The organism is Streptomyces sp. NPDC090445 (assembly GCF_044769385.1).
GTDB lineage: Bacteria > Actinomycetota > Actinomycetes > Streptomycetales > Streptomycetaceae > Streptomyces.
The window spans coordinates 17499-39499 of sequence record NZ_JBIVXV010000039.1 but is presented as its reverse complement, the minus strand read 5'-3'; the positions used below and the strand labels follow the sequence as shown (position 1 = coordinate 39499).

Here is a 22001-nt window from a genome sequence, read left to right as displayed (position 1 = left end):
GCCGGGGGTCCGGCTGCGGTAGCCCGTCGAGGCCGGGAGGCGACGCCGTCGCCGTCCCGGCCGGCACCCTTCGTGGGCACGTGCGGTTGGCCGACGACGGCCGTGAGCGCCAGGCCCGAGCCCTGTTCGGCGTATCCGCTCGGGCGGTGGTGTCCGAGGTGCACGGGCGGGCCCGGCGCCGCACGGATCAGGGCTTCACCTCGCGAGAACCGCCGCGGGCGCTGTCCTCCACGTCGGCGAGCAGGTCCTGCCGCGTCGCCTCGTCCGTGTTCCTGCTCTTCAGCCAGATACCGGCGAGGTCGACGCCCTGCGTGCTCAGGCGGTTGAAGCGCTCCTCCTCCGGGGTCTTCTCGAAGGTCCCGAGCCAGTCGGCCGTGATGGTCGCCCCCGTACTGTCCGCCCCCGTCCCCGGGGCGGCGAGGCCGCGCGCGACCCCTTCCACGACCGTCGCACGCCAGGCCCGGGCCTCGTCCTTGTCCAGGCGGTCCACGATCACGTTGGCGATGCCGTCGAGGACGCCGAGGGCGCGCGCGCCCTTCGTCGCGGGCAACGAGAAGGCCGCGTCCTTGGCGTCACGGGGGACACCGGCCAGTTCCCGGGCCACCTGCCGGCTCTCGGCCGTGCGCAGCAGGGCGTAGGCCCGGGGATCCTCGGAGACCGCGCGCACGACGTGCCGGAAGACCGTGCTGTACACCGAGAGGTGGTGGGTGCCGCCCGACTCCCACGGCGGATTCGTCCTGCCCCCTTCGAGGACGTACTTGCTGTCGAGGGTGACGAGCAGCTCGTGGACGTCGGGCGCGTAGTCCGCCAGCGCGGTTGCGAGAGGGAGCCGCAGCGCCGGATCGAGGGTGAGGCCGTCGGGCTGCGCGGACCCGAGCGCGAAGAGCACGTCCTTCAGGGCCTGGGCCTGCTCCCGGCTGTGGATGCCGGGCTCGGACCCCACCGTCCCCTTCACGATGGCCTCACCGAGTGCAGCACAGAGCATGCCGGGCTGCACGGCTGCGCCCAGGGACTGCTGGACCCGCTTGTCCTCGGCCAGACCGTTGCAGGTGGGCGAGGGGTCCCGGCCGAGGACGAACCAGGCGGCGATGCCGCCCAGCAGAGTGATCGCCACCCCGACAGCGGTCCATACCGCCAACGGCCCGGCACGGCGGGCAGTGCGCCCCGTCATGGTCATTCCCTTCTGTGGGCACCCGAGTCAGTTGCTCGTGTCCGTCAGGTACTTCTGAGCGGTCTCGGTGCCGCGGACACGGCCTTCGAGAACGTGCCGGGTGTAGCTCTGGACATCGTCGTCGGAGGTGTTCGGCAGCCCGTTGGCCCATTCGCTGACGAGAATGGGCACCTGCTTGTTCACGGACAGGTATGCGTCCGAGACGGCCGGGTTCGCCTTGGCGTCGACCTCTGCCTTCATCTCGTTGCCCCACTGCCATGCCCAGGTGTCGACACCCCGCTGGATGGCGTCGCCGAAGGCGACGGAGACTCCGCCCGCGGTCGTGAAGTAGAGGGGCGTCACCGCTCCGCCGATGACGTGGTAGGCGATCTTGGCCTTCCAGTCCGCCTCGCTGTAGCCGGCCATCCGGCCGTCGTTGATCACGTCTTCCCGGATGGAGGCCATCGCACCCAGAGCCGTGCCGGCCTTGTTGAGCGGGTTGGTCAGCTCGGCGCCCTTGGCGCCCTCCGGGATCTGTTCCAGCGAGAGGTCGATGTAGCGGGACTCGGCCTTGTGGAGCGTGCCGTAGGCCTCCGGATCCTCGGAGAGGCCCCGCATGAACTGCACCAGGTCGTCCTGGGGAACAGCCAGGTGCGTCGTGCCGCCTTCGGTGAAGAAACCGGTTCCGGAAGCCTTGACGTAATCGGCGTCCAGCCCGGCCAGCATCTCGTGCGTGTCCGCCGTGTAGGAGGCCAGCGATCGTGCCAGCGGCTCGCGCAGGTTCTCGTGGACGCTCTGGTCGGGCCCGAGCGTCCCGATGACGTTGTGCATGATCCGCGCCTGGGCCTCGGTGTGCGGCGTCGCGGGCCACGGGTCCCGGCCGGGACCGAGGGGCGTGTGTCCCGTCGTCGCCGCCTCCAGGGCGAGGCCGAGACCGGTGCGGACGTCCTTGTCGGCGGTGTCCTTGCCCGTGACCTCGATGTTGCCCCGCCAGTCGGTGGTGTTGACGGTGTCCCAGTCCCGGTCCTTGAGCAGGTACTGCAGACGGTCCTTGTCGGCGTTCGGGTCGAGGTAGCCGGTGGCCGCCTCCGGGTCGCGGCTCATGACGTCGAGGACGCCGTCGACGGGGTCGTTCTCGAACCAGCCGTCCTTGCCGTCGAAGGACCCGTAGAGGTCCCAGATGTTCTTGTCGTTCTTCTCGGCGGCGATCATGTCGTCCGTCAGGTCGCCGAGGAACTGCGGGGAGTAGCCGCTGCCCTGCTGCATGAGCGTGGCCAGGCCCTGGTAGCCGCGGATCTGCTGGCCGTGCCCGGTACCCACGGCGATCTTGTCGCCCGCCACGTCCAGGTCGTACTGCGCGACGCCCGCCGTCTTCAGGCCGCCCCTGAAGTCGTTGTAGAACTTCGCGTCCGAGGATGCGGACCACTTGGCGAACGCGTCCTGGTACGCCTTCGTCCCGTACGCGAGCTTCCTGCCGTCGGAACCCTTGAACTCCGGTACCGCCGTGGCTCCCGCCAACGTGTCGGCAAGCCCCTTGTTCACGTCGCGGTACAGCCCGCGCTGCGACCGGTCACCCGAGTGCGCCCGGTCGTTCAGGGCGTTGGCCAGCCTGATGGTGCCGTCGGCGCCCACTCCTGCGATGAAGGTCTGGCTGAAGGCCTTGTTGTCGGCGTTGTCGCGGAAGGAGCGGTTGAGCTCGGCGTAGTCGGCGGCGGAGGCCTTGCCGCTGTTGATACGGGTGGCGATGTCCTCGGCCTTTTCGGCCTCGTAGAGCTCGATGTCGCCCTTGGCGCCGGCGTTGAAGCCGTTGAACTGGTCATCGCCCTTGCCGCCGATGTCCTTGTTGCTGTCGATGCCGACGGCGTCGAGGGCGATCTTGACGCCCTCGTCGGCGTCCGAGACGGCCTTCACCCGGTCGTCGAGGTGCTTCTGCCACTTGGCGACACCTTCGCGGACCGCCTTCTGGCCATCGGGGTCGTTGGTGTAGGCCCGGCGCTCGGCCGGGGAGAGCCGGGCGTGGTCGAACGAGACACGGCCCTGATCCGAGACGGCCATTCCGGCCTCGACGGCATCGGCCCGCGCGGAGTCGAGCTTCCCCTTGAGGTCGACGAACTGGGTGTGGGCGTCGCGCAGGAGGGAGGCGATGGCCTTGGCCTGCGTCTGGGCGGCGGCGTACTCGTAGCGGGTGCCGGCGAAGTTGGTGTGGGCGGCGACGGCGCTGGTGCCGAACCAGTTCGGGCCCATGGTGATCTTCTGGACGGAGTCCTTGTAGCGGTCCTCGACCTTCTTGATCTCGCCGGCCATCGAGTCCCACTTCTCCGCGGCCGTCGTCAGCGCCCCGAAGTCGGTGGTCGTGATCTCTGCGTACGTCAGCATGTCGTCGTCCCCCCGTCGGCACGGTGCTTCCTCATCGCGGCGGCGCCACGTCGTGGACCTTGGACTGCGACAGCGGCGCGAACTGCCCCCGGATGTCCAGGTCGTTCCGCGCGAAGTAGCCGGACGCCCCGCGCAGCGCGTTCTTCTCCGAGGACAGCCGGCCCATGAGGGTCTTGACCTGCCGGTCCCAGGTCTCCTGGACCTTCTTCAGGCCCGCGGCCGTCTGCCAGCCGTCAAACGTCTTGATGGCCGCGTCGGACGACTCGTCGGCCCAGTCCGTGGACTTCTTCGTACTGCCCTCCAGGTCGTTCTCGATCGTGTTGGCCGCCGCCTGCTTCTCCGCCGGAGACGAGCCGAAGGCCCCCGGCCCGCCCCCGGGTGCCGGCCCCGAGGGGTCGTCCGGCACCCGGTTCAGCCGCATGACCGGCCCCTGCCGATCGGCCGCTTGAGCACGCAGCGCGGCCCACTCCTCATCGAACCCCATGGAGACCTCCCCCGTCCCTGGGCCCACGCAGGGCCCCATGACCGATAACCGGACGCTCCGAAATCGGCGCGAACTCCCCTGCACCAACAGCGCGATGAACCCGCCAGGACCGTCATCACCCGCCCCACCAGGACCGCGAGCGTTCCTCGACCCCACCCTTGCCCCTGGCGCCATCCGGCCGCATCGGGGCCAGCACCCATCTTCCGGTGGCGTAAACGCGTCCGGTTCCCGAGAGCGAGCAATTCCTCAAGGACGGGAAGGAGGGCACCCGTTACCGCGGGTCAAGGGCTGTGCATCCGGGGGTTTGCCTCATGGCCGGTCGGTTGCAGACGCGATAGCGTCGCAGAGTGCCGGGCCCACCAGGGGCCCGGACCGGTGTTCTCGTCGTGCCCGCTCGGGCGATTCTCCAGAACTGGGGACCTTCATGCGTCAGTTACTCCGCGGCCTCGGGATCCTCGCGGCGTCCGGCGTCGCCGTCGGCTCACTCGCCTCGTGCAGCATCGCGCGGGGGGAGACCTACGAGGACGACAGCACCCTCTCCGGCCCGATCACCTCGGTGCGCTTCGACAACGGGTCGGGCGGTGTCACGGTCAACGGAGTCCCGGACGGCGCCCCGAAGCTGCACCGCAAGATCCAGTTCCGGGGCGACCGGCCCGAGGGGGCCACCCACCGGATCGAGAACGGCGTGCTGATCCTCCGCGGCTGCGGCTACCGCTGCTCGGTCGACTACACCGTCGACGTGCCGGCCGGCATCCCGGTCAGCGGGGAGGCCTCCAGCGGAGCGGTCCGCCTCGCCCGGGTCGGACCGGTGCAGGTGGCGACCAGCTCCGGCCGCGTCGAGATGAACGGCGTCACCGGCACCGTTCAGGTGCGGACCAGCAACGGCCGGATCAAGGGCACGGGCATCAAGGGCGACCGGATCCAGGCCGAGACCTCCAACGGCAGGATCGACCTGGCTCCGGACACCCCGGCCGATGTCCGCGCCCAGACCTCCAACGGCGACGTCACCCTCACCGTGCCCCGGGCCGGATACCGGGTGGCCGTCGACTCGGGCCATGGCGACCGGACCATCGACGTGCCCAACGACCCGAATGGCACGTACGAGCTCCGGGTGCGCACCGGCAACGGCGACATCACCATCCGGAACGGCTGAACCGGGCGGGCCGGGCCCGCATTCGCGAAGTGGATGGGGCGGGCAGCCGCACCCCGTCCGCCCGCACCCCCTTCATACAGGACGACCGGCCGCAGGCAGGCGTTCCGCTCGGCTCTTTAGCGGAAGTTGCGTAAGCGGCTCCGCCGGCGGCCGGGAGCGCCGAGACTGCCTGGTCATGCACACCGGATCGCCTCCTGCCAGGGCGTCACTGACTGTCCTGGCGCTGGTCGCCGCCGTGTTCGCCCTGGTCATCGGCGGGGCGGGCACGGCTTTCGCGCATGCCGGACTCAGCGGCTCCGACCCTGCGGACGGCGCCGTGCTCAAGGCGGCGCCGAAGCAGGTCACGCTCACCTTCACCGAGTCGGTCGGCTTCTCCGAGGACTCGGTGAGGGTGCTGTCGCCGGACAACGAGCGGGTGAACCCCCGCCCGGCGCAGCACGCGGACGGCAAGGACAACACCGGTCGGGTGGAGCTGTCCGACGATCTGCCCCAGGGCACCTACACGGTGGCCTGGCGGGTCGTCTCCGCCGACGGCCACCCGATCTCCGGCGCGTTCGTCTTCTCCGTCGGCAAGCCGTCCGGGACCGCCGCCGTCGTGCCGACAGGATCACTGGACGACACGGCCGTCGGCCGCCTCTACGGCTTCTTCCGCTACACCGCCTACAGCGGGCTTGCGCTCCTCGTCGGCGCCGCCGCGTTCGTCCTGGTGTGCTGGCCCACCGCGGGGGCGGACCGTCCGGTGCGCAGGCTGCTGGCTGCCGGGTGGGTGACGCTGGCGCTGTCCACCGTGGTGCTGTTGCTGCTGCGCGGCCCGTACGAGACGGGGGGCCAGCCGGCATCGGCGTTCGACCTGTCCCAGATGGGCCGGACCGTCACCGGGAGGCCCGGGGGAGCGCTGATCGTCCGGCTCGTGCTGCTCGCCGCGGCCGCGGTGCTGCTGAGGCGGCCGGCCGCACTCCAAGGTGCCCGGGTCCGCTGGGCCGGGGCGGTGCTCGCCCTCGGGCTGGCGTTCACCTGGGCCGCCGCCGAGCACGCCGCCGCCGGCATCCAGGTGCCGCTCGCCGTCCCCGCCGCCGTCCTGCACCTGCTGGCCATGGGGGTCTGGCTGGGCGGCCTGATCACGCTGGTGGTCCTGCTGCGGAGCCGGGGGCCGGGCAGCCCTGTCGTCCCGGCGTCCGCCGTCGGCCGCTTCTCCACGCTGGCGTTCACCGCCGTTGCCGTCCTGGTCGGCACCGGGGTGTACCAGTCCTGGCGGCAGGTCGGCTCCTGGGAGGCCCTGTCCACCACGTCGTTCGGAAGGACCCTCATCGTGAAGATTGCTGCCGTGGTCCTCGTGCTGTGGGTGGCCTCCTTCTCACGGCGTTGGACCGCCCGCCTCGTTCACGCGGCGCCTCCGGCGGCGGAGACGCTGACGGTACCCGTGCCCGAGCCTGCGCCAGAGCCCGCGCCCGAGCCGGTGAAGGTCGCGCAGACGGTCGGCGGGCCGGCTTCCCCGGTGCCGACGGACCCGCCCGGCGACGTCCGTCCCGAGCCGCCCGGTGCCGGCCGTCCCGAGCCGCCCGGTGCCGGCCGTCCCGAGCCGCCCGGTGCCGAGACCGACGGGTACCGGCGCAGCCTGCGCCGTACGGTGGCCGTCGAGGCCGCACTCAGCGCCGTGGTCCTGGCGATCACGACCTTGCTCACCGGTACCCAGCCCAGCCGCGCCGCGGGCGAGAGGATCTCGGCGGCCGCGGCGCAGCAGCCGCAGGTGAAGGTGGTCATGGTCCCCTTCGACATGGGGACGGCCAACCACCAGGGCACGGTGCAGATCACGCTGGCGCCGGGACGCGTCGGCGAGAACACCGTCGAAGCAGTGGTGTTCACCGCGGACGGCGGCCTCGCGACCGTTCGCGAACTCCGGCTCAGCCTCACCCAGGACGAACTGGACATCGGCCCGATCGACGCCCGGCTCAAGGACCAGAAGGGGTACTGGGCCGCCTACGACCTGCGGCTGCCCATGCCGGGGGAGTGGACCATGAACGTGACGGTGCGCACCACGGAGATCGACCAGGTCACCGTCCGCGAGACCGTCCGCATCACGTCGTCGTCGCCGTGAGGGTCAGGAGTTCCTCGATCGTGCCGCGCTCCGGGTGGTGCGGGTCGCGTCCCGCCAGCCGCCGGTACAACCGCTGCCAGGCCGCGTCGTCCGCCGCCGGCAGGTGCTCGCGGACCAGTGCCGTGAGCTCCTCCACCGCTTCCGCGATCTGGGGAGGGGCGTCCGGACGGCACCGGGCGTCGCCGAGGTGGCGCAGTACGCACGGGCCGTGTCCCACGTGCCGCAACAGGTCGTCGGGGGTGACGAGCCCCTTCGTCAGCAGGTCGTCGAGTTCTCCGGTGCCCTCGTCGTGATCGGCGCGGTAGCCGAGCCCGGAGCGGAACGCGTCCTTGTCCGTGATCCAGTGCTCCGCGTAGGAGCGGTGCCGGCGGTGGTCGCGGCGTACCGCGTCGATGTGGCGGGCCGCCACGCCGGGCGGCGTACCGGGGCGGTTGACCATCTGGGGCCAGTACCGGAACGGCTCGCGGGCGTGCTCGGCTTCCAGATGGCTCCAGTCGGCGTTCGGGAACAGCGCCATCAACCGGTCGGCGGCGTTCGCGCCGGCCTGCGGGCCGAGGCGGCGCAGGCGCGAGGCGAGCTTCGGCGTGGTCAGCTCCTTCTCCACCCGGCTGCGGAGGGCGGCCGACGGGTCGGCGGCGGCCAGCGCCTTCTCGCAGATGCGGGTGACGGCCGGGCCCACGCGGCCGGTGGCGAGCAGTGCCGACAGCCGGGCCGGGCCCGCGTGCCGCAGCAGGTTGAGGCAGCCCGTCAGCTGCTCCGGCATTTTGAACGTCGACAGGTGGCTGCTGGCGAACGCCGCCTCGATGAGTTCCGGTTCGCCGGCGTGGAGGCAGTCGGGGAGCGCGTTCCACGGGATGCGGTCGACGTGCGGCGCGAGCGGCACCGACGGGTCGGCGACGACTGCGCGGCGTTCCTCGGCGCCGATGTGGAAATGGAGGTCCAGGACGGCGAGGTGGATCTCCGGATCGCCGCATTCCAGGAGCCGCAGCGCGGTGCCCCGGGTCAGGTCGACACCGCGGGCGATCACCAGCAGGGCTTCCCGGTTCCGGCTGCGCCGGAGGTGCTCCAGGACTCCTCTGGGCGTGCCGCGGCGCACTGCGACGAGGTACTGCGCCAGCAGCGTGCCCGTTTCCGGCGGCAGTTCGGGCATGAGGACGTCCAGGACGTCGGCGTCGCACCGGCGGAGCACCTCGCCCGCCGGCCACCACCACAGGGCGCGGAACAGCTGGTCCTCGACCTTGCGGCCCGTCGGCGCACGGTCGGGCAGCAGGCGGGCCGGGGCGGCCGCCTCGGCATCCAGGGACCGCTGCACCAGCGCCGGCCAGCCGAGCAGCCTGTCCGGGCCCTTGCTTTCGGGCCGGCACAGGACGTCAACGGTGGTGAGCAGCCTGAGCCAGGCTTCCGGGTCGGTCCCCAGCGAGTCCGCGAGGTGCGTCCGCAGTTCCCCTTCGAAGGCTTGGCGCGTCCGGTCGCGGTCGGACAGCGGGCGGAGCTGCATCGTCCAGCGCGCCGGGAACGCCTCGACGATCTCCGCGGCCCGGAGCGTCCCGGCCTCGTAGGCCGCCGACAGCCGTTGGAGGTGGGACGAACGGCGGTGGGCGGCGGGATCGCCCGCCGCCACGTCCTGCCGCAGCTGCTCCAGCGCCGCGGCCCCGTCGGCCCGAGACGCCGGGCGGGGCAGACCCGGCGGGTCGCAGTCCGCCGGCGGGCCGCACCGGCGCCACGCCTCGGCCAGCCACTCGGGGCGGCCGACGGCCTTGGGGTACCGGTTCGGGTGCGTACGCCCCAGGAAGCGCACGACCTCGGCGTCGGCGGGCAGCGGAGGCGTGCCCCCTCCCTGTTCCGCAGCCAGGCGACGCAGCAGGTCGGCGGCGGCCACCGCCGCCCGGTGGACTTCTTCGTGCGGTGCGTCGTATCGACGGGCTCCCACGGAATACCCCTCCCCATGGTCGTTCTCGGGATCAAGAACAGTGCACCACGCGGGTCTGACAGCGCGGCGGCCGGACCGCACCGGTACCGGTCCCGGGCGGGAGGCCCGCCAGGGCGTTTCCCGCCGAACCCGCCCAATCGTGATCTTGATCTCGCGGCGGCTCGGCGCTCAGGCCGGTGGCATGGATGGTGCCCGTGGCCGGCCGGCCCGGGATCGGCCGCGCGTCGTCGCCGGGGTCCCGGCCGGTGCGGCGCACGGGGAGGGGAGGGATGTTCGGTCAGCGCGGTGGTGGCTTAGCCACAGCGAGTACGCCGAGTTGGAGAGCGGCCGCATGGCCGTCTTCGAGAGGACGGCCGAAGTCGTCGAGCTCGTCAGCGCCTTCCTCGACCGGGACTGACCCGGCAGCCCACGTCCGCGGCGGGGCGGGGCGGGGCCGGGCAGGGGAGGGCGGGGCGGTGCGTCAGGCGGCCGGTTTGCCGGGCTGGTCATGGGTGGAGCAGTGGATGCCGCCGCCGCCCGAGGCGATGGTGTCGATGACGACCGGGACGACGTCGCGCTTCGGGAAGTGTTCCCGGAGGATGGAGCGGGCCCGGTCGTCGGCCTTGCGGTCACCGAACCGGGGCATGAACACGGCGTCGTTGGCGATGTAGAAGTTGGCGTAGGTGGAGACGAAGTCGTCGCCCCGGCCCGTGATCCGGTCCAGGTCGGGCTGGGGGAGGTCGATGACCTCGAAGCGCCGGCCGCGGGCGTCCGTCGCCTTCGACAGGACGGACTTCGCCTGGTCGGCGGAGCGGGACCAGGAGTCCGGCGGGGTGCTCGGGTGCGCGCGGTCCAGCAGGACCACGCCGGGTGCGGTGAACCGTACGAGGCTGTCGACGTGGGCGTCGGTGATGTCCTCGCCGCGTACGCCGGCCAGCCAGATCACCTTCTCGACGCCCAGGGTCTGCTTGAGCTCGGCCTCGACGGTGTCGCGCGACTTCCCCTTGTTGCGGTTGTCGTTGACGATCGAGCTCTCGGTGATCAGCAGGGTGCCCTCGCCGTCGGGCTCGAAGGAGCCGCCCTCCGCGACCAGCGGGGCCTGCACCCGCGGGATCCGGTACTGCTCCAGCAGGGCGCTCCCCGCCTTGGCGTCGTTGGTGTGCTCCTGCTTGTTGCCCCAGCCGTTGAAGTTGAAGTCGACGCCGGTGACCTTGCCGCCGTCCTCGACGAAGACGGGGACGGTGTCGCGGGCCCAGAGGTCGTCGACGGCCAGCGGGATGACCTCGACCTGCGAGCCGCAGGCCCGCTGGGCGGCCGCCACCTGGTCGGGGCGGGCCATCATGGCCACGGCCTCGTACTCGCCCACGGCGCGGGCGATGCGGGCGATGTCCTCGCGGACGTAGCGCAGGTCCTCCTCCCACACGCCCGCGGCGAGGGCGGGCCAGGACATGAAGGTCCGGGTGTGGCTCTCCCACTCGGCGCCGAGGCGGCGCTTCGGTCCGCCGCCGGGCGCCGACGAGGAGGATCCGGCCGGGGAGCCGGAGCGCAGGGCGGTCTCGGCGGGCCCGCAGGCCGCGGCGCCGAAGACGAGGGCACCGAGCCCGGCGAGGGCGTGGAGGGCGGTCCGGCGCGTGGGACGCAGGTTCGACACGGGGGACTCCGATCGTGGACCGGCGGAACGCATGGGTCCGGCCGGGGCGGGCACGGGGGTGCGGCAAGGGGCGAAGCCCCCCGGGCTCCTCATGGCAAGAGTGCGCGCCGACCCCGCGATCGGCCGTTCGGCGGGAATGCGGGACGGCCGCGTGCCGCCCACTCTGGCACTGACTGAATTTTCAGTCAAGTTGCGAGGCGTCCGTCGGAGCGTCGGCAGCGGCGGCGGCGGCGCCAGCGGCGGAATCCACCGCGTCAACCGGCAGCAGCCGGTCCCATGGGCGGGGCCCCGCATCCGGACCAGGGACGTTCGGCCCCCGAGGGGATGGGGCCGGGGACGTTCGGGCCCTTCTCGGCCCGGTGGGTCCGCGTGTTCACTCGTGATTCGGGTCCGCCCGTCGGTGACGGCGCGCGGACCCGTTCGTACGCGGGACGAGTGGAGGCGGCGCCGGATGGCGGGGAAGCGAGCGGGCGGATGATCGCGGCGGTGGGTCATGCCGATCTGTGCCCGGACACGCTCGAACTGGTGGAGTCCGAGGTGCGGGCACGGGTCGAGCGCTGGGCGGGGAACGCCACCGCGGTGGTCCGCGCGGGTGCGGGGCTGCCGGTGGCGTTCGGGCGCGCCGTGCACGAGGCGGGCGGGCGGCTGGTGGTGCTGCTCGCGGCCGAGGGGGCGGTGCCCGCCCCGCTGCCGCAGCGTGACCGCACCGCGGCGGGCGAGCTGCTCGTACTCGCCGACCGGGCGGGCCTGGTGGAATTCGATCCGGACGACCGCGGCGCGTGTATCGGCGCCGACGAGTGGATGATCCGGACCAGCCGTCGGCTGCTGGCCGTGTGGGACGGTTCGCCGTCCGACGGCCGGGACGCCACCGCGCACCTGGTGGCCTATGCCCGGGCCCGCGGCCTGCCGGTGGACGTGGTCTGGCCCGAGGGGGCGACCCGGGACCGGGGCTCCCTCCGGCACCTCCGCGCGGTGGGGAGTGCGGGCGGCGGGGGGAGTGCGGGGCGTGCTCCCGTCGGTACGGCGGCGAGGGGGGACGGTGGCGATGTCCGGCACCCTGCATGACCGCACGGCCGAGGTGCGCACCCGCCGGGAGGGCGTCGCCGCCCGGCCCGGTGTGATCGGCGCGGGCCGCGGCTTCGCCTGGCTGCTGATCGTCACCGGGGCGGCCGGGCTCCTCGCCTCGTTCGTGATCACCCTCGACAAGTTCGAGCTGCTGCGCGACCCGGACTTCGTCCCCTCGTGCAACCTCAGCCCGGTGCTGTCCTGCGCCGACGTGATGCGCAGCGGGCAGGCGTCCGTGTTCGGCTTCCCCAATCCCGTGATCGGTCTCGCCGCGTACGCGGCGGTCGTCGCGATCGGGTTCGGCCTGCTCGCGGGCGCCGGCCACCGCCGGTGGTTCTGGGCCGGGCTGAATCTCGGGACGCTCCTGGGCGCGGGCTTCTGCATGTGGCTGATGAGCCAGGCCCTGTACGGGATCGGGGCGCTGTGCCTGTGGTGCTGCCTGGCGTGGGCGGCCACCATCGCCATGTTCTGGTACACCACGGTGCACAATCTCCGGCACGGCGTCATCCGGGCTCCCCGCGCACTGGTCAGCGGCGTTCAGGAGTTCCACTGGGTCGTGCCGGTCACCTGGTACGGGGTCATCGTGCTGCTCATCGCCACCCGCTTCCAGGCGTACTGGGAGACGCTGCTGTGACGTTATCCCGATCGGCGGCGATGCACGGAGGGTGCGCGGGGAGGGCCTGTCGGCCTCCGCCCGGAGAACGCGGGCGGCAAGGAGGCAAGCACAACCGGAAGAAGCACACGACGTGAACCAGTACGACAACTACCACGCGCTCCTGGCGCGGCAGGACGCGATGCGGCTGCGGCGGCAGCTGATGGCCCCGGCCCGGCAGCCCGCCGCGGCCCGCCCGCACCCGGACTCCTACGACGGGGCCGCGGACCAGCGCCTGATCACCTCGAACCTGCCGCTGGTGAGTCCCTCCGGGGAGCTCATCGACCGTCTCTACGACGCCATGTTCGAGCACCACCCCTATCTCCGCGGCCTGTTCCCGGACTCGATGGCGTTCCAGCGCGCCCACCTGGAGCAGGCGCTGCGCTACCTCATCGACAACCTGCACCAGCCGGACGCGCTGGCCGCGTTCTGCGCCCGGCTGGGCCGCGACCACCGCAAGCTGGGCGTGCGGCCGGTGCACTACGAGGTCTTCGAGGCGTCCCTCGTCGAGGCGCTGCGCGGGTACGCGGGCGGGGGCTGGAGCCGAGAGTTGGAGCAGGCGTGGCTGCGGATGCTGCGGTTCGCGGTCGCGGCCATGGTGGCCGGGGCCGAACAGGCGCTGGCCGAACCGCCCTACTGGAACGGGGTGGTGACCGGGCACCGGCTGTGCGGGCCGGACCTCGCCGTGGTCCGCGTACGCACCGCCGAGCCGTACCCCTACCGCGCCGGGCAGTACGCCCATCTCCAGACGCCGCGCCTGCCGCACGCCTGGCGGCCCCACTCCTTCGCCTGCGCACCCCGCCCCGACGGCGAGCTGGAGTTCCACATCCGCAGCGACGGCACGGACGACGTGGCCGAGGCGCTCGTGGCGCACACCGGCACCGGCGATCCGCTGCGGATCGGCCCCGCCCAGGGGACCATGACCGTGGACGGAGCGCCGGACCGGGACGTTCTGATCGTCGCGGCAGGGACCGGCTGGGCCACCGCCAAGGCGCTGCTGGAGGAACTGGAGCGGGGGCCCCGGCCGCGCCGGACCCACCTGTTCCTCGGGGCGGGCACGCTCGACGACCTGTACGACACGCCGGCCCTGGCCGGGCTGGAGGACCGCTGCCCGTGGCTGCGCGTGGTCCCGGTCATCGGCGAGGGCGCCGCCGGCGCCGACCGGTCCTCCGTGGCGGAGGCCGTCGCCCGGGGCGGCGACTGGTCCGGGCACCTCGCCTACGTCAGCGGCCCGCCCGCCATGGTCTCCGCCACGGCGAGGCAGCTGGCCGCCATGGACGTGCCGTCCGACCGGATCCGCCACGACCCGGTCACGGGTGCGGGCACCGTCCACCTCGACCAGTATCCGCACCCCGGGCCCGCGCCGACCCGTGCCGTACGGCACTCGCAGGGGGCCATACGGCCCTGATCGCGGCGGGGACGGAGGGACTGTTCGGCCCTGCCGGACTCCCTTCCCCTGCGCGGATCATGGGGCGGCGCCCGGGGGTGCCGATTCCCCTTTGCATGCGGCACCTCCCGGTTCGCCATGGGTACAGCTACAGGGAGGGCAGCGTCCGGTGGACGTGACAGGGACGAAGCAGACGGCGAGCGCGGGGCCGGAGACCGCGCCAGGCGCGACAACCGGAACCGGAACCGGAACCGGAACCGGGACCGGGACCGGAGGCGGAACGGTACGGCGCGCCTCGTGGGTCGAGTGGCTGACGACCACCGACCACAAGCGGATCGGCACGATGTACCTCGTGAGCGCGTTCGCGTTCTTCATCATCGGCGGCGTCATGGCGCTGATGATGCGTGCGGAACTGGCCCGCCCGGGCACGCAGATCATGTCGAACGAGCAGTTCAACCAGGCGTTCACCATGCACGGTTCGATCATGCTGCTGATGTTCGCGATGCCGCTGTTCACCGGTTTCGCCAACTGGATCATGCCGCTGCAGATCGGCGCGCCGGACGTGGCGTTCCCGCGGCTGAACATGCTCGCCTTCTGGCTGTTCCTCTTCGGGTCGCTCATCGCGGCCTTCGGCTTCCTCACCCCGCAGGGCGCCGCCGACTTCGGCTGGTTCCTCTACGCGCCGCTGTCGGACTCGGTGCACTCTCCGGGGCTCGGCGCCGACATGTGGATCATGGGCGTGGCGCTGTCCGGCTTCGGGTCCATCGCGGGCGCCGTCAACTTCATCACCACGATCCTGTGCATGAGGGCCCCGGGCATGACGATGTTCCGGATGCCGATCTTCACCTGGAACGTGCTGCTCACGTCACTGCTGGTCCTGATGGTCTTCCCGGTGCTGGCCGCGGCCCTCTTCGCGCTCGAATGCGACCGCAAGTTCGGCTCCCACGTCTTCGACCCCGCCAACGGCGGGGCCCTGCTGTGGCAGCACCTGTTCTGGTTCTTCGGCCACCCCGAGGTGTACATCCTGGCGCTGCCGTTCTTCGGCATCGTCAGCGAGGTCATCCCGGTCTTCTCGCGCAAGCCGATGTTCGGCTACATCGGCCTGATCGCCGCGACGATCGCGATCGCCGGCCTGTCCGTGACGGTGTGGGCGCACCACATGTACGTCACCGGCGGTGTGCTGCTGCCGTTCTTCTCCTTCATGACCTTCCTGATCGCGGTCCCGACCGGGGTGAAGTTCTTCAACTGGATCGGCACCATGTGGAAGGGCTCGCTGTCCTTCGAGACACCGATGCTGTGGACGGTCGGCTTCCTGATCACCTTCGTCTTCGGCGGGCTGACCGGCGTCATCCTGGCCTCGCCCCCGATGGACTTCCACCTCTCCGACTCGTACTTCGTCGTCGCGCACTTCCACTACACGGTCTTCGGCACCGTCGTGTACGCGATGTTCGCCGGCTTCCACTTCTGGTGGCCGAAGTTCACGGGCAGGATGCTGGACGAGCGCCTCGGCAAGATCACCTTCTGGACCCTCACGACGGGCTTCCACCTCACCTTCCTCGTCCAGCACTGGCTGGGCGCCGAGGGCATGCCGCGCCGGTACGCGGACTACCTCGCCGCCGACGGCTTCACCGCCCTCAACACCCTCTCCACCGCAGGATCGTTCCTGCTCGGGCTGTCGCTCCTGCCGTTCTTCTACAACGTGTGGAAGACCGCCAAGTACGGCAGGAAGGTCGAGGTCGACGACCCGTGGGGCTACGGCCGTTCGCTCGAATGGGCGACCGCCTGCCCGCCGCCGCGGCACAACTTCACCTCCCTGCCCCGGATCCGGTCCGAGTCCCCGGCGTTCGACCTCCACCACCCGGAGATCGCCGCCCTCGATTCGGCCCACCGCTGAGCGGGAGCCGGATCCGGCATCCGGCATCCGGCATCCGGCCGGCATCCGGTATCCGCCGGCCCACGGACTCCCAGGGAGAGGTGCTCATGTCCCATGCAGTTCCGGCACTCGCCGTCGCGGTCCTCTGCGCCTCCGGCTGCGTCTGGTACGTCCCCGCGATCGCGGACGTACGCGCGGGCGCCGACCGCCCCGCATCGCGCCGGACGGCGGCCGCGGCCTGCCTGACCGGCTGGGGAACCGCGGCGCTCATCGTCCCCCTGCTGCTGGCCGCGGCGCCCTGGGCGCTCGTGGCCGCCGTGGCGGGTGCGGGAGCCGCATCATCGGCGGCCCTGCTCCTCCACGGCCGGGCCCAGCACGGCACGGAACAGCGGGAGGAGGCCCGCCGCTGGGCGGAACTGGGCTGCGTGCAGTGGGTGGCCGCGGGCCGCAGGCCGGGGCGCGTACGGGTCGCCTGGGCCCTGGCCGCGGCCACCGTCCTCCCCGGTACGGCGGCCGCGGTGCTCCTGGCCGGCCGGTGACGGTACGGCACCTCAGGGTGGCGGGCGCCGGTCAGACCAGCGCGGCCACCAGGTCGGGGCGCTCCTCGACCAGGAGGTGCCCGGCGTCCGGCACGACGTCGAGCCCCGCGCCGAGCCGGGCCCGCACCGCCGGGCCGAGCCGGTGCGGCGGCAGGAACGTGTCGTGGGCCCCCGTGACCACCCGGTACGCGACCTTCCGGCGGGCCTCGGCGAGCCCCGGAGCCCCGCTCGACCGCGCATGGCGGGCCACCAGCGTCATCCACTCCACCAGGTCGGCGCGCGGCGCGTACCCCGGGGCGCCCATGGCGCGCAGGAGCCGGGCGCTCCGGGCCGGGCCGGGACGCAGGTACCAGCCGGCGGACGCGGCCAGGAGGCGGGGCGTCAGACGCAGCCGGCCGAAGCCGCCGGGGGAGAGCAGGACGAGCCGCCCGACGCGGGGCGAGGGGCAGGAGAGGGCGACGGCCGCGCCGAAGGAGTGCCCCATGACGGTCACCGAGCCGGTCCCGGCCGTCCCGGCCGCCTCCAGCACATCGCCGAGCCAGTCCCCGTACCAGGACAGCCGGCCGCCCGCCGGCTCGCGCGCGCCCGAGCTGAGCCCGGGCTGCCCGGGGACGTCGGGTAGGACGACCCGGTGGCCGGCCGCGCACAGGGCGTCGGCGAGCGGGAGGGAGACGGCGGCGTTGAAGTTCGTCCCCGGGACGTAGACGACGGTGACCGGGCCCGAGCCGGCGGTCACGAGGTGGGTGCGGGCGCCGCCCGCGGTGGCCTCGGCCCGCTCGTGCGGTCGCCGCCAGCCCTCGAGCCGGTCCAGGCACCAACGGCGGACGGCCTCTTCACCCTGTTCGCTCCGGTAGATCGACTTCACGGGAAGAGTATCGCCGCTCCACCGGCCCCCTGTCCGGCGTCGGGCCACACCACCGTCCCGCGCTGCGGCCCGTGGTCAGGCGGGCGTGCCCCAGGCCGTGGTCAGCCCTTCGAGCCAGGCGGGCGGCAGCTCGGCGGCGTCCCACTCCTCCCGCAGCGCCGTCGCCGCCGTGAGGAGCCGTTCCAGTACGGCGATGCTGGTGGGGGAGTGGAGCAGGGAGTACCGGCCGTGGATCGCGATGGTGCTGCCGGGCCCGTACTCCGCGTACATCCGCTCCAGGCGCGCGCGGTGGGCGTCGGCGAACCGCGTCAGCTGCCCCGCGTACCCGGTGCGCTGCCGGGTGGTCAGCGTGCCGAGCACGGCGGTGAGCACCTGCTCCGAGACCTCGGGATCGAGGTCGGAGACCGCCGTGAACGAGAGGTAGAGCGGCAGCACCGCGACCTTCGCCCGCTCCAGCTCCATCCTCCCGGCGGGGGGACGCGCGTCCAGGGCGTCCGCCGACGCATCCGCGCCGACCGCGTCCCTCAGCGCCCGTTCCGCGATGCCGCCGAGCTCGTCGGCGACGGCGCGGGCGCCGTCGAGCCAGCCGGACGCGTAGAGCTCGCCCTTCTCCGTCGGGGCGGTACCCCCCTGCCCGCTGATCCGGGTGTGGGCGACCGCGAGCGTGCCGGCCTCGACGACCCCGATCAGCTCGCCCGCGTCACCGGGGTGGACCCCCGCCCGGACGAGGAGCTGCACGAGTGTCGTCTTCGCGTTGAGGACGCTGATCGCGTCCAACTGCTGTAGCCCTTCCCCGGCGGGGTTCATGGGGTCCTCCTCGGTCATAGGGGCGCCGGAGCGAGCCTATGCAAAGGTCCCGTCCGTTGTTGCTCAGCGGGCCGCCGCGGGGATCTTCGCCGGGGCCGGGCCGGGGGCTGCGTCGGCCGTGGCGATGAGCAGGTCCAGCAGGGCGAGCAGGACGCTGCGGACGTCGTCGCGTTCGCGGGCGTCGAGCATCAGCACGGGCGTGTCGGGGTTGCGCAGGTGGAGGGCCGCCGCGATCTCCTCCGCGGTGTAGGGCTGTTCGCCGTGGAAGCAGTTGGCGCCGACCACGAACGGCAGGCCGCGGCTCTCGAAGAAGTCGACGGCCGCGAAGCTGCGGTCCAGGCGGCGGGTGTCCACGAGGACGATCGCGCCGAGTGCCCCGCTCAGCAGGTCGTCCCACATGAACCAGAAGCGCTCCTGGCCCGGCGTGCCGAACAGGTACAGCACCACGCCGGCGTCGGTGAGCGTGATCCGGCCGAAGTCCATCGCGACGGTGGTGCCCGCCTTGGACTCGATGCCGTCGAGGTCGTCGACGCCCACGCCCGCAGCCGTCAGCCGCTCCTCCGTGCGCAGCGGTTCGATCTCGGAGACCGTCTCGACGAGGGTGGTCTTGCCGACCCCGAACCCCCCGGCGATGAGGATCTTCATGGCGGCCCCCTGCCGAGCAGGGTGGTCATATCCGGGCAAGGTTGTCCCTGATTCTCATGAGCAGGTGGACATTGGTGGACTCGGCGCCTTCCAGGGGCGGCTGGTGGTGGATCAGCCCGCGGTCCGCGAGTTCGCCGAGGAGCATCGTCATCGGGGTGAGGCGGATGTGCATGCGGGCCGCGATCTCGGCGACCGCGCGCCCGTCCGGCGGCACGCACATGGCCAGGACGGCCCGCCACTCGCTGGGCAGCCCGCTCCAGGCGTCCTCGGCGACCGCCGCCGTGATCGTGGTATCCATCGTGAGGACGGTGCACGAGGCGGCGGTACGGCCGTCGGTGAGGGCGTACAGCCGCGTCCGCCGGCGGCCCCGGGGCCGCCGCACGCGCGGCGGCTCCCCGGGTTCCGCGGGCTCTTCCGGCTCGGACGGGTCCGTCGGGTCCGACAGGTCCAACAGGTCCGTCGGGTCGATCGGTTCGTCGTCCGCTGCCGTGTCCGTGACGTCGTCCGGCATTACGACGCCGGAGGCTGCGCCTGCGCGCGCTCCGGCGTGCCCAGCCATTCGCCGAGCGCCTGGGCGGTCCGTACGGCCTCGCCGCCCAGCTCTCCCAGCCGTGCCTTGCGGGAGGTCACGACGATGAGGGTGCTGCCCTCCCCGCACCCCACGATGCAGAGGTAGCGGTCGTCCATCTCGACGAGCTGGCGGATCACCCGGCCGCCGTCGATCTCCCGGGAGATCGCCTTCATGGTGGAGGCGATCCCGGAGCAGGCGGCGGCGATGCGCTCCGCCTGGTCCCGCTCGAGCAGGTAGGCACTCAGCCCGATCCCGTCGTTGGACAGGAGCACGGCGCCCTGGATGCCGGCGATCCTGGTCAGGTTGTTGTCCAGGACGCTGTAGATCATGTCGTTCTGTGTCGTCGTCATGGCTGATCCTGTCGGAGCTCTTCTTCCACTGTCTGGGTTCCGTGTTCGTAGTCCGCCCAGGCGTCGGCCACCTCTTCGGGCGTGGCCGGGTCCGGTGCGGCGGCCTTCTCCGGCGTCCGCGGTCCGCGCAGCCGTTCCGTCATGTGGGTCTGCGGGACGCGCTCGGGGAGGGCGGGGCGCGGCTCCCGCCCGGGCAGGGCGGGGCGCGGCTCGCCGCCGCTCCGTGCGGTGGCCGGCAGCTCGGGCCGGCGGCGGCTCGGCAGCCCGGCGGCGGTGGGCAGCGGCGCCGGATCGGCCGCCCGCGGCCCGGTCACGGACGCTGCTGAGGGCGCCGGATCGGAGGCCGGTGCGATGGCCGGTACGGACGTCAGCGCGGGGGCCGGGACGAGGGCGGCGGCAGCCTCGGGGGCGCGCTCCAGGGCGGCGGCGGGCGCGGGCTCACGCGCCGCCACCGCCACCGGCTCCGGCTCGGACGCGGAAGCGGATGCGGATGCGGCCGCCGGGACGAGGAGTTTGCCCGGCAGCACCACGACCGCCGAGGTGCCCCCGTACACCGAGCGCCGCAGCGTGACCGTGGCACCGAGCTGGTCGGCGAGGTGCCCGACCACGAACAGGCCGAGCCGGTGCGCGTTCTCGGCGAGGACGGCGTACGGCGGCGCGGTGTGCAGGCGCCGGTTCATCTCCTCGTAGAGATAGCCGGCGACGCGCGGCCCGCGGTCCTCGATCTCCACCGACAGTCCGTCCGCGGCCAGTTCGGCGCGGATCGCCACCTTCGAGCGGGGCGGGGAGAAGCGGGTGGCGTTGTCCAGCAGCTCCGCCAGCAGGTGGCTGATCTGGCTGATGAACTGCGGCTCCACGCTGGCCTCGTCCAGCGCCTGCCGCTCGACCCGCCGGAAGTCCTCCACCTCTGCGGCGGCTTCGCGCAGCAGGTCCGCGATGCGCATGGGCTCGGTGTGCGGGTCGGGGATCTCGCCGCCCGACAGGATGAGCAGGTTCTCGATCTGGCGGCGCATGCCGACCGTCAGCTGGTCGGAGCGCATCAGCTGGGCGAGCAGCGCCTCGTCGTGGCCGAAGGCGTCCTGGATGTCCTCGGTGAGGGCGAGCTGGCGGCTCACCAGGTTCCCGGTGCGCGAGGCGATGCCGGAGGCGAACGCGCCGAAGCCGTGGCGTTCGGCCGCGAGCTGCCGGTGACCGTCCACGGACACGGCGACGACCCGGGCGAACGCGTCGTTGATCCGCCCCACCTCGTCCCGCTGCCCCCGGACCGTCGGCAGGGCGGACTCGTCGACGGGTCGGCCGCTGTCGAGGCGGGCCACGACGTCCGGGAGGATCCGGTCGGCGACGGCCACCGTACGCCGGTGCAGGCCGTCCAGCCGGCGCAGCACCGACCGGGTGGTCAGCACGACGACGGTCACGACCAGCAGCAGCCCGGCGCCGCTTCCGCCGATCAGCCAGGCGACCTCGGTCTGCAGCGCGTCGGCCTTGGCCGTGCCCAGGGCGATGACGCCCTTCGCGCGGTCGATGTTGAGCGTCGCCATCTGCACCGAGACGTTGCTGTGCGCCGCGCTCCAGCCGCTGACCTCGGCGGGCAGCTTGATGCCGGTGTCGGTGTCCTTGTTCTCGTGGATGATCGCGTTCTCGATGCGGACCTTCGTCTGCCAGTCCGGGGAGGCGACGATGCGCTCGTAGAACTGCCGGTCCCGATCGGGCAGGTACGGCTCGACCCAGGTCTCGTACAGGTAGCGCTGGGCCCCGACGGAGCTGGTGAACTGGTCGAAGCCGGTGGCGCTCAGCTCCCGGGACGGGCCGGCCAGGGCCAGGGCCGCGTCCTCGCGCGCCACCATCTCCGAGGCCGAGAGCATCGACACCACGGGCCGGCTCGCCTGCGTGAGGTCGGCGTCCTCGGAGTGGCTGAACTCCTGCTGGTACACGCGGATGATCTCGTTGACCGCCCCGGTGTAGGAGGCGAGCAGGCGGTCGGGGGTTCCGGTGCGGGCGTCCGAGCGCTCCCGGTAGCCCGGCAGGTCGGCGAGGCGCCGGGTCACGTCCCCGAGGGACGCGGTCGAATCGGCGGCCACCCGGCGGAGGTTGGCCGCGGCGCGGTCCGTGGCCAGGCGGCGCTGCCGCAGCTCCCCCTCGGAACCGGAGACGCCCGCCCACCGGGCGGCCGTCGCGGTGCGCTCGGCCTGCAGGTCGACCAGGAGCGTGTACAGCGGTATGCCGATCTGCTCACTGGCCGCCACATCGGCCCGCAGGTGCGCCGACTGCTCCAGCAGCCGTCCGGCGTTCAGCACGGTCTGCGTGCCCATGGCCACGGTGGGGGCCACCGCCAGCAGGATGAGCAGGGTGCGCAGCCGCACCGTCCGCCGCCGCGGCTGCCGCTGCCGGGGCGTCACGGGTGTTGCCGGTCCTTCGGGTTCTGTGGAAGA

19 protein-coding genes are annotated in these 22001 nt (G+C 72.7%); 8 read left to right on the top strand and 11 right to left on the bottom strand.

The annotated features are described in order from the left end of the window. Nucleotides 1-187 precede the first annotated feature (187 nt). Genes ACIQUT_RS36800 through ACIQUT_RS36790 form a run of 3 tightly spaced genes read right to left on the bottom strand, consistent with a single transcriptional unit; the run spans nucleotide 188 to nucleotide 4010 of the window. Entirely contained in the window at nucleotides 188-1171 is a 984-nt protein-coding gene (locus ACIQUT_RS36800; protein ID WP_403569643.1) for a hypothetical protein, read from the bottom strand. Between the two features lie 27 nt (nucleotides 1172-1198). Continuing rightward, nucleotides 1199-3526 (bottom strand): DUF6571 family protein, encoded by a 2328-nt coding sequence (locus ACIQUT_RS36795; protein WP_403569641.1) that lies wholly within the window; start codon nucleotides 3524-3526, stop codon nucleotides 1199-1201. A gap of 31 nt (nucleotides 3527-3557) precedes the next feature. Further along, nucleotides 3558-4010: a hypothetical protein gene (locus tag ACIQUT_RS36790; protein WP_403569640.1), complete on the bottom strand. Its 453-nt coding sequence runs from the start codon at nucleotides 4008-4010 to the stop codon at nucleotides 3558-3560. Between the two features lie 424 nt (nucleotides 4011-4434). Between ACIQUT_RS36790 and ACIQUT_RS36785 the strand changes: the two genes are divergently transcribed. Beyond that, nucleotides 4435-5163 carry a DUF4097 family beta strand repeat-containing protein gene (locus ACIQUT_RS36785; RefSeq protein ID WP_403569638.1) on the top strand — a complete coding sequence of 243 codons (729 nt, stop codon included), beginning with the start codon at nucleotides 4435-4437 and terminating at the stop codon, nucleotides 5161-5163. Between the two features lie 175 nt (nucleotides 5164-5338). Continuing rightward, nucleotides 5339-7258, top strand: coding sequence for a copper resistance CopC/CopD family protein (locus ACIQUT_RS36780; protein WP_403569636.1), 1920 nt, complete (start codon nucleotides 5339-5341; stop codon nucleotides 7256-7258). Here ACIQUT_RS36780 and ACIQUT_RS36775 read toward each other — a convergent pair. After that, nucleotides 7239-9188 (bottom strand): hypothetical protein, encoded by a 1950-nt coding sequence (locus tag ACIQUT_RS36775; RefSeq protein ID WP_403569634.1) that lies wholly within the window; start codon nucleotides 9186-9188, stop codon nucleotides 7239-7241. The two genes, ACIQUT_RS36780 and ACIQUT_RS36775, sit on opposite strands and share 20 nt — an antisense overlap. Nucleotides 9189-9369: 181 nt before the next feature. On the opposite strand from ACIQUT_RS36775, the gene ACIQUT_RS36770 reads away from it, so the two are divergent. Continuing rightward, nucleotides 9370-9585 (top strand): hypothetical protein, encoded by a 216-nt coding sequence (locus ACIQUT_RS36770; protein ID WP_403569632.1) that lies wholly within the window; start codon nucleotides 9370-9372, stop codon nucleotides 9583-9585. A 63-nt stretch (nucleotides 9586-9648) separates the two neighbouring features. Here ACIQUT_RS36770 and ACIQUT_RS36765 read toward each other — a convergent pair whose 3' ends face one another. Next, nucleotides 9649-10818, bottom strand: a complete 1170-nt coding sequence (locus tag ACIQUT_RS36765; protein WP_403569630.1) for an agmatine deiminase family protein — start codon at nucleotides 10816-10818, stop codon at nucleotides 9649-9651. A gap of 474 nt (nucleotides 10819-11292) precedes the next feature. Here ACIQUT_RS36765 and ACIQUT_RS36760 point away from each other — a divergent pair, with 474 nt between their 5' ends. The 5 genes from ACIQUT_RS36760 to ACIQUT_RS36740 all read left to right on the top strand — a co-directional run bounded on the left by ACIQUT_RS36760 (nucleotide 11293) and on the right by ACIQUT_RS36740 (nucleotide 16334). Then, nucleotides 11293-11883, top strand: a complete 591-nt coding sequence (locus ACIQUT_RS36760; protein ID WP_403569629.1) for a hypothetical protein — start codon at nucleotides 11293-11295, stop codon at nucleotides 11881-11883. Then, nucleotides 11864-12517 carry a vitamin K epoxide reductase family protein gene (locus ACIQUT_RS36755; RefSeq protein WP_403569628.1) on the top strand — a complete coding sequence of 218 codons (654 nt, stop codon included), beginning with the start codon at nucleotides 11864-11866 and terminating at the stop codon, nucleotides 12515-12517. Before ACIQUT_RS36760 ends, ACIQUT_RS36755 begins: the two co-directional genes overlap by 20 nt. Nucleotides 12518-12629: 112 nt before the next feature. Continuing rightward, nucleotides 12630-13943 (top strand): globin domain-containing protein, encoded by a 1314-nt coding sequence (locus ACIQUT_RS36750; protein WP_403569626.1) that lies wholly within the window; start codon nucleotides 12630-12632, stop codon nucleotides 13941-13943. A 148-nt stretch (nucleotides 13944-14091) separates the two neighbouring features. Then, nucleotides 14092-15816, top strand: coding sequence for a cytochrome c oxidase subunit I (gene ctaD, locus ACIQUT_RS36745; RefSeq protein ID WP_403569624.1), 1725 nt, complete (start codon nucleotides 14092-14094; stop codon nucleotides 15814-15816). 86 nt (nucleotides 15817-15902) lie between these two features. Further along, nucleotides 15903-16334: a hypothetical protein gene (locus ACIQUT_RS36740; RefSeq protein ID WP_403569622.1), complete on the top strand. Its 432-nt coding sequence runs from the start codon at nucleotides 15903-15905 to the stop codon at nucleotides 16332-16334. Nucleotides 16335-16365: 31 nt separating this feature from the next. Here ACIQUT_RS36740 and ACIQUT_RS36735 read toward each other — a convergent pair whose 3' ends face one another. The 6 genes from ACIQUT_RS36735 to ACIQUT_RS36710 all read right to left on the bottom strand — a co-directional run bounded on the left by ACIQUT_RS36735 (nucleotide 16366) and on the right by ACIQUT_RS36710 (nucleotide 21968). Further along, nucleotides 16366-17199 (bottom strand): alpha/beta fold hydrolase, encoded by an 834-nt coding sequence (locus ACIQUT_RS36735; protein WP_403569620.1) that lies wholly within the window; start codon nucleotides 17197-17199, stop codon nucleotides 16366-16368. 75 nt (nucleotides 17200-17274) lie between these two features. Next, entirely contained in the window at nucleotides 17275-18006 is a 732-nt protein-coding gene (locus ACIQUT_RS36730) for a hypothetical protein (protein ID WP_403569618.1), read from the bottom strand. Nucleotides 18007-18069: 63 nt separating this feature from the next. Then, the gene (locus ACIQUT_RS36725; protein ID WP_403569617.1) at nucleotides 18070-18651 is read right to left on the bottom strand and encodes a GTP-binding protein; all 582 of its coding nucleotides are present in this window, start codon (nucleotides 18649-18651) and stop codon (nucleotides 18070-18072) included. 25 nt (nucleotides 18652-18676) lie between these two features. Beyond that, nucleotides 18677-19162, bottom strand: coding sequence for a DUF742 domain-containing protein (locus tag ACIQUT_RS36720; protein WP_403569615.1), 486 nt, complete (start codon nucleotides 19160-19162; stop codon nucleotides 18677-18679). Continuing rightward, on the bottom strand, nucleotides 19162-19572 hold the full coding sequence (locus tag ACIQUT_RS36715; RefSeq protein WP_403569613.1) for a roadblock/LC7 domain-containing protein: 411 nt from the start codon (nucleotides 19570-19572) through the stop codon (nucleotides 19162-19164). Before ACIQUT_RS36715 ends, ACIQUT_RS36720 begins: the two co-directional genes overlap by 1 nt. Then, the gene (locus ACIQUT_RS36710) at nucleotides 19569-21968 is read right to left on the bottom strand and encodes a nitrate- and nitrite sensing domain-containing protein (protein WP_403569612.1); all 2400 of its coding nucleotides are present in this window, start codon (nucleotides 21966-21968) and stop codon (nucleotides 19569-19571) included. The genes ACIQUT_RS36715 and ACIQUT_RS36710 overlap by 4 nt, the downstream gene beginning before the upstream one ends. Between the last annotated feature and the right edge of the window lie 33 nt (nucleotides 21969-22001).

Coding starts and splice junctions, on each gene's coding strand:
- ACIQUT_RS36780 (WP_403569636.1), top strand. CDS start 5,339: ATGCACACCGGATCGCCTCCTGCCAGGGCGTCACTGACTGTCCTGGCG.
- ACIQUT_RS36755 (WP_403569628.1), top strand. CDS start 11,864: ATGTCCGGCACCCTGCATGACCGCACGGCCGAGGTGCGCACCCGCCGG.
- ACIQUT_RS36730 (WP_403569618.1), bottom strand. CDS start 18,006: ATGAACCCCGCCGGGGAAGGGCTACAGCAGTTGGACGCGATCAGCGTC.
- ACIQUT_RS36740 (WP_403569622.1), top strand. CDS start 15,903: ATGTCCCATGCAGTTCCGGCACTCGCCGTCGCGGTCCTCTGCGCCTCC.
- ACIQUT_RS36760 (WP_403569629.1), top strand. CDS start 11,293: ATGATCGCGGCGGTGGGTCATGCCGATCTGTGCCCGGACACGCTCGAA.
- ACIQUT_RS36795 (WP_403569641.1), bottom strand. CDS start 3,526: ATGCTGACGTACGCAGAGATCACGACCACCGACTTCGGGGCGCTGACG.
- ACIQUT_RS36770 (WP_403569632.1), top strand. CDS start 9,370: ATGGATGGTGCCCGTGGCCGGCCGGCCCGGGATCGGCCGCGCGTCGTC.
- ACIQUT_RS36715 (WP_403569613.1), bottom strand. CDS start 19,572: ATGACGACGACACAGAACGACATGATCTACAGCGTCCTGGACAACAAC.
- ACIQUT_RS36725 (WP_403569617.1), bottom strand. CDS start 18,651: ATGAAGATCCTCATCGCCGGGGGGTTCGGGGTCGGCAAGACCACCCTC.
- ACIQUT_RS36720 (WP_403569615.1), bottom strand. CDS start 19,162: ATGCCGGACGACGTCACGGACACGGCAGCGGACGACGAACCGATCGAC.
- ACIQUT_RS36790 (WP_403569640.1), bottom strand. CDS start 4,010: ATGGGGTTCGATGAGGAGTGGGCCGCGCTGCGTGCTCAAGCGGCCGAT.
- ACIQUT_RS36785 (WP_403569638.1), top strand. CDS start 4,435: ATGCGTCAGTTACTCCGCGGCCTCGGGATCCTCGCGGCGTCCGGCGTC.
- ACIQUT_RS36800 (WP_403569643.1), bottom strand. CDS start 1,171: ATGACGGGGCGCACTGCCCGCCGTGCCGGGCCGTTGGCGGTATGGACC.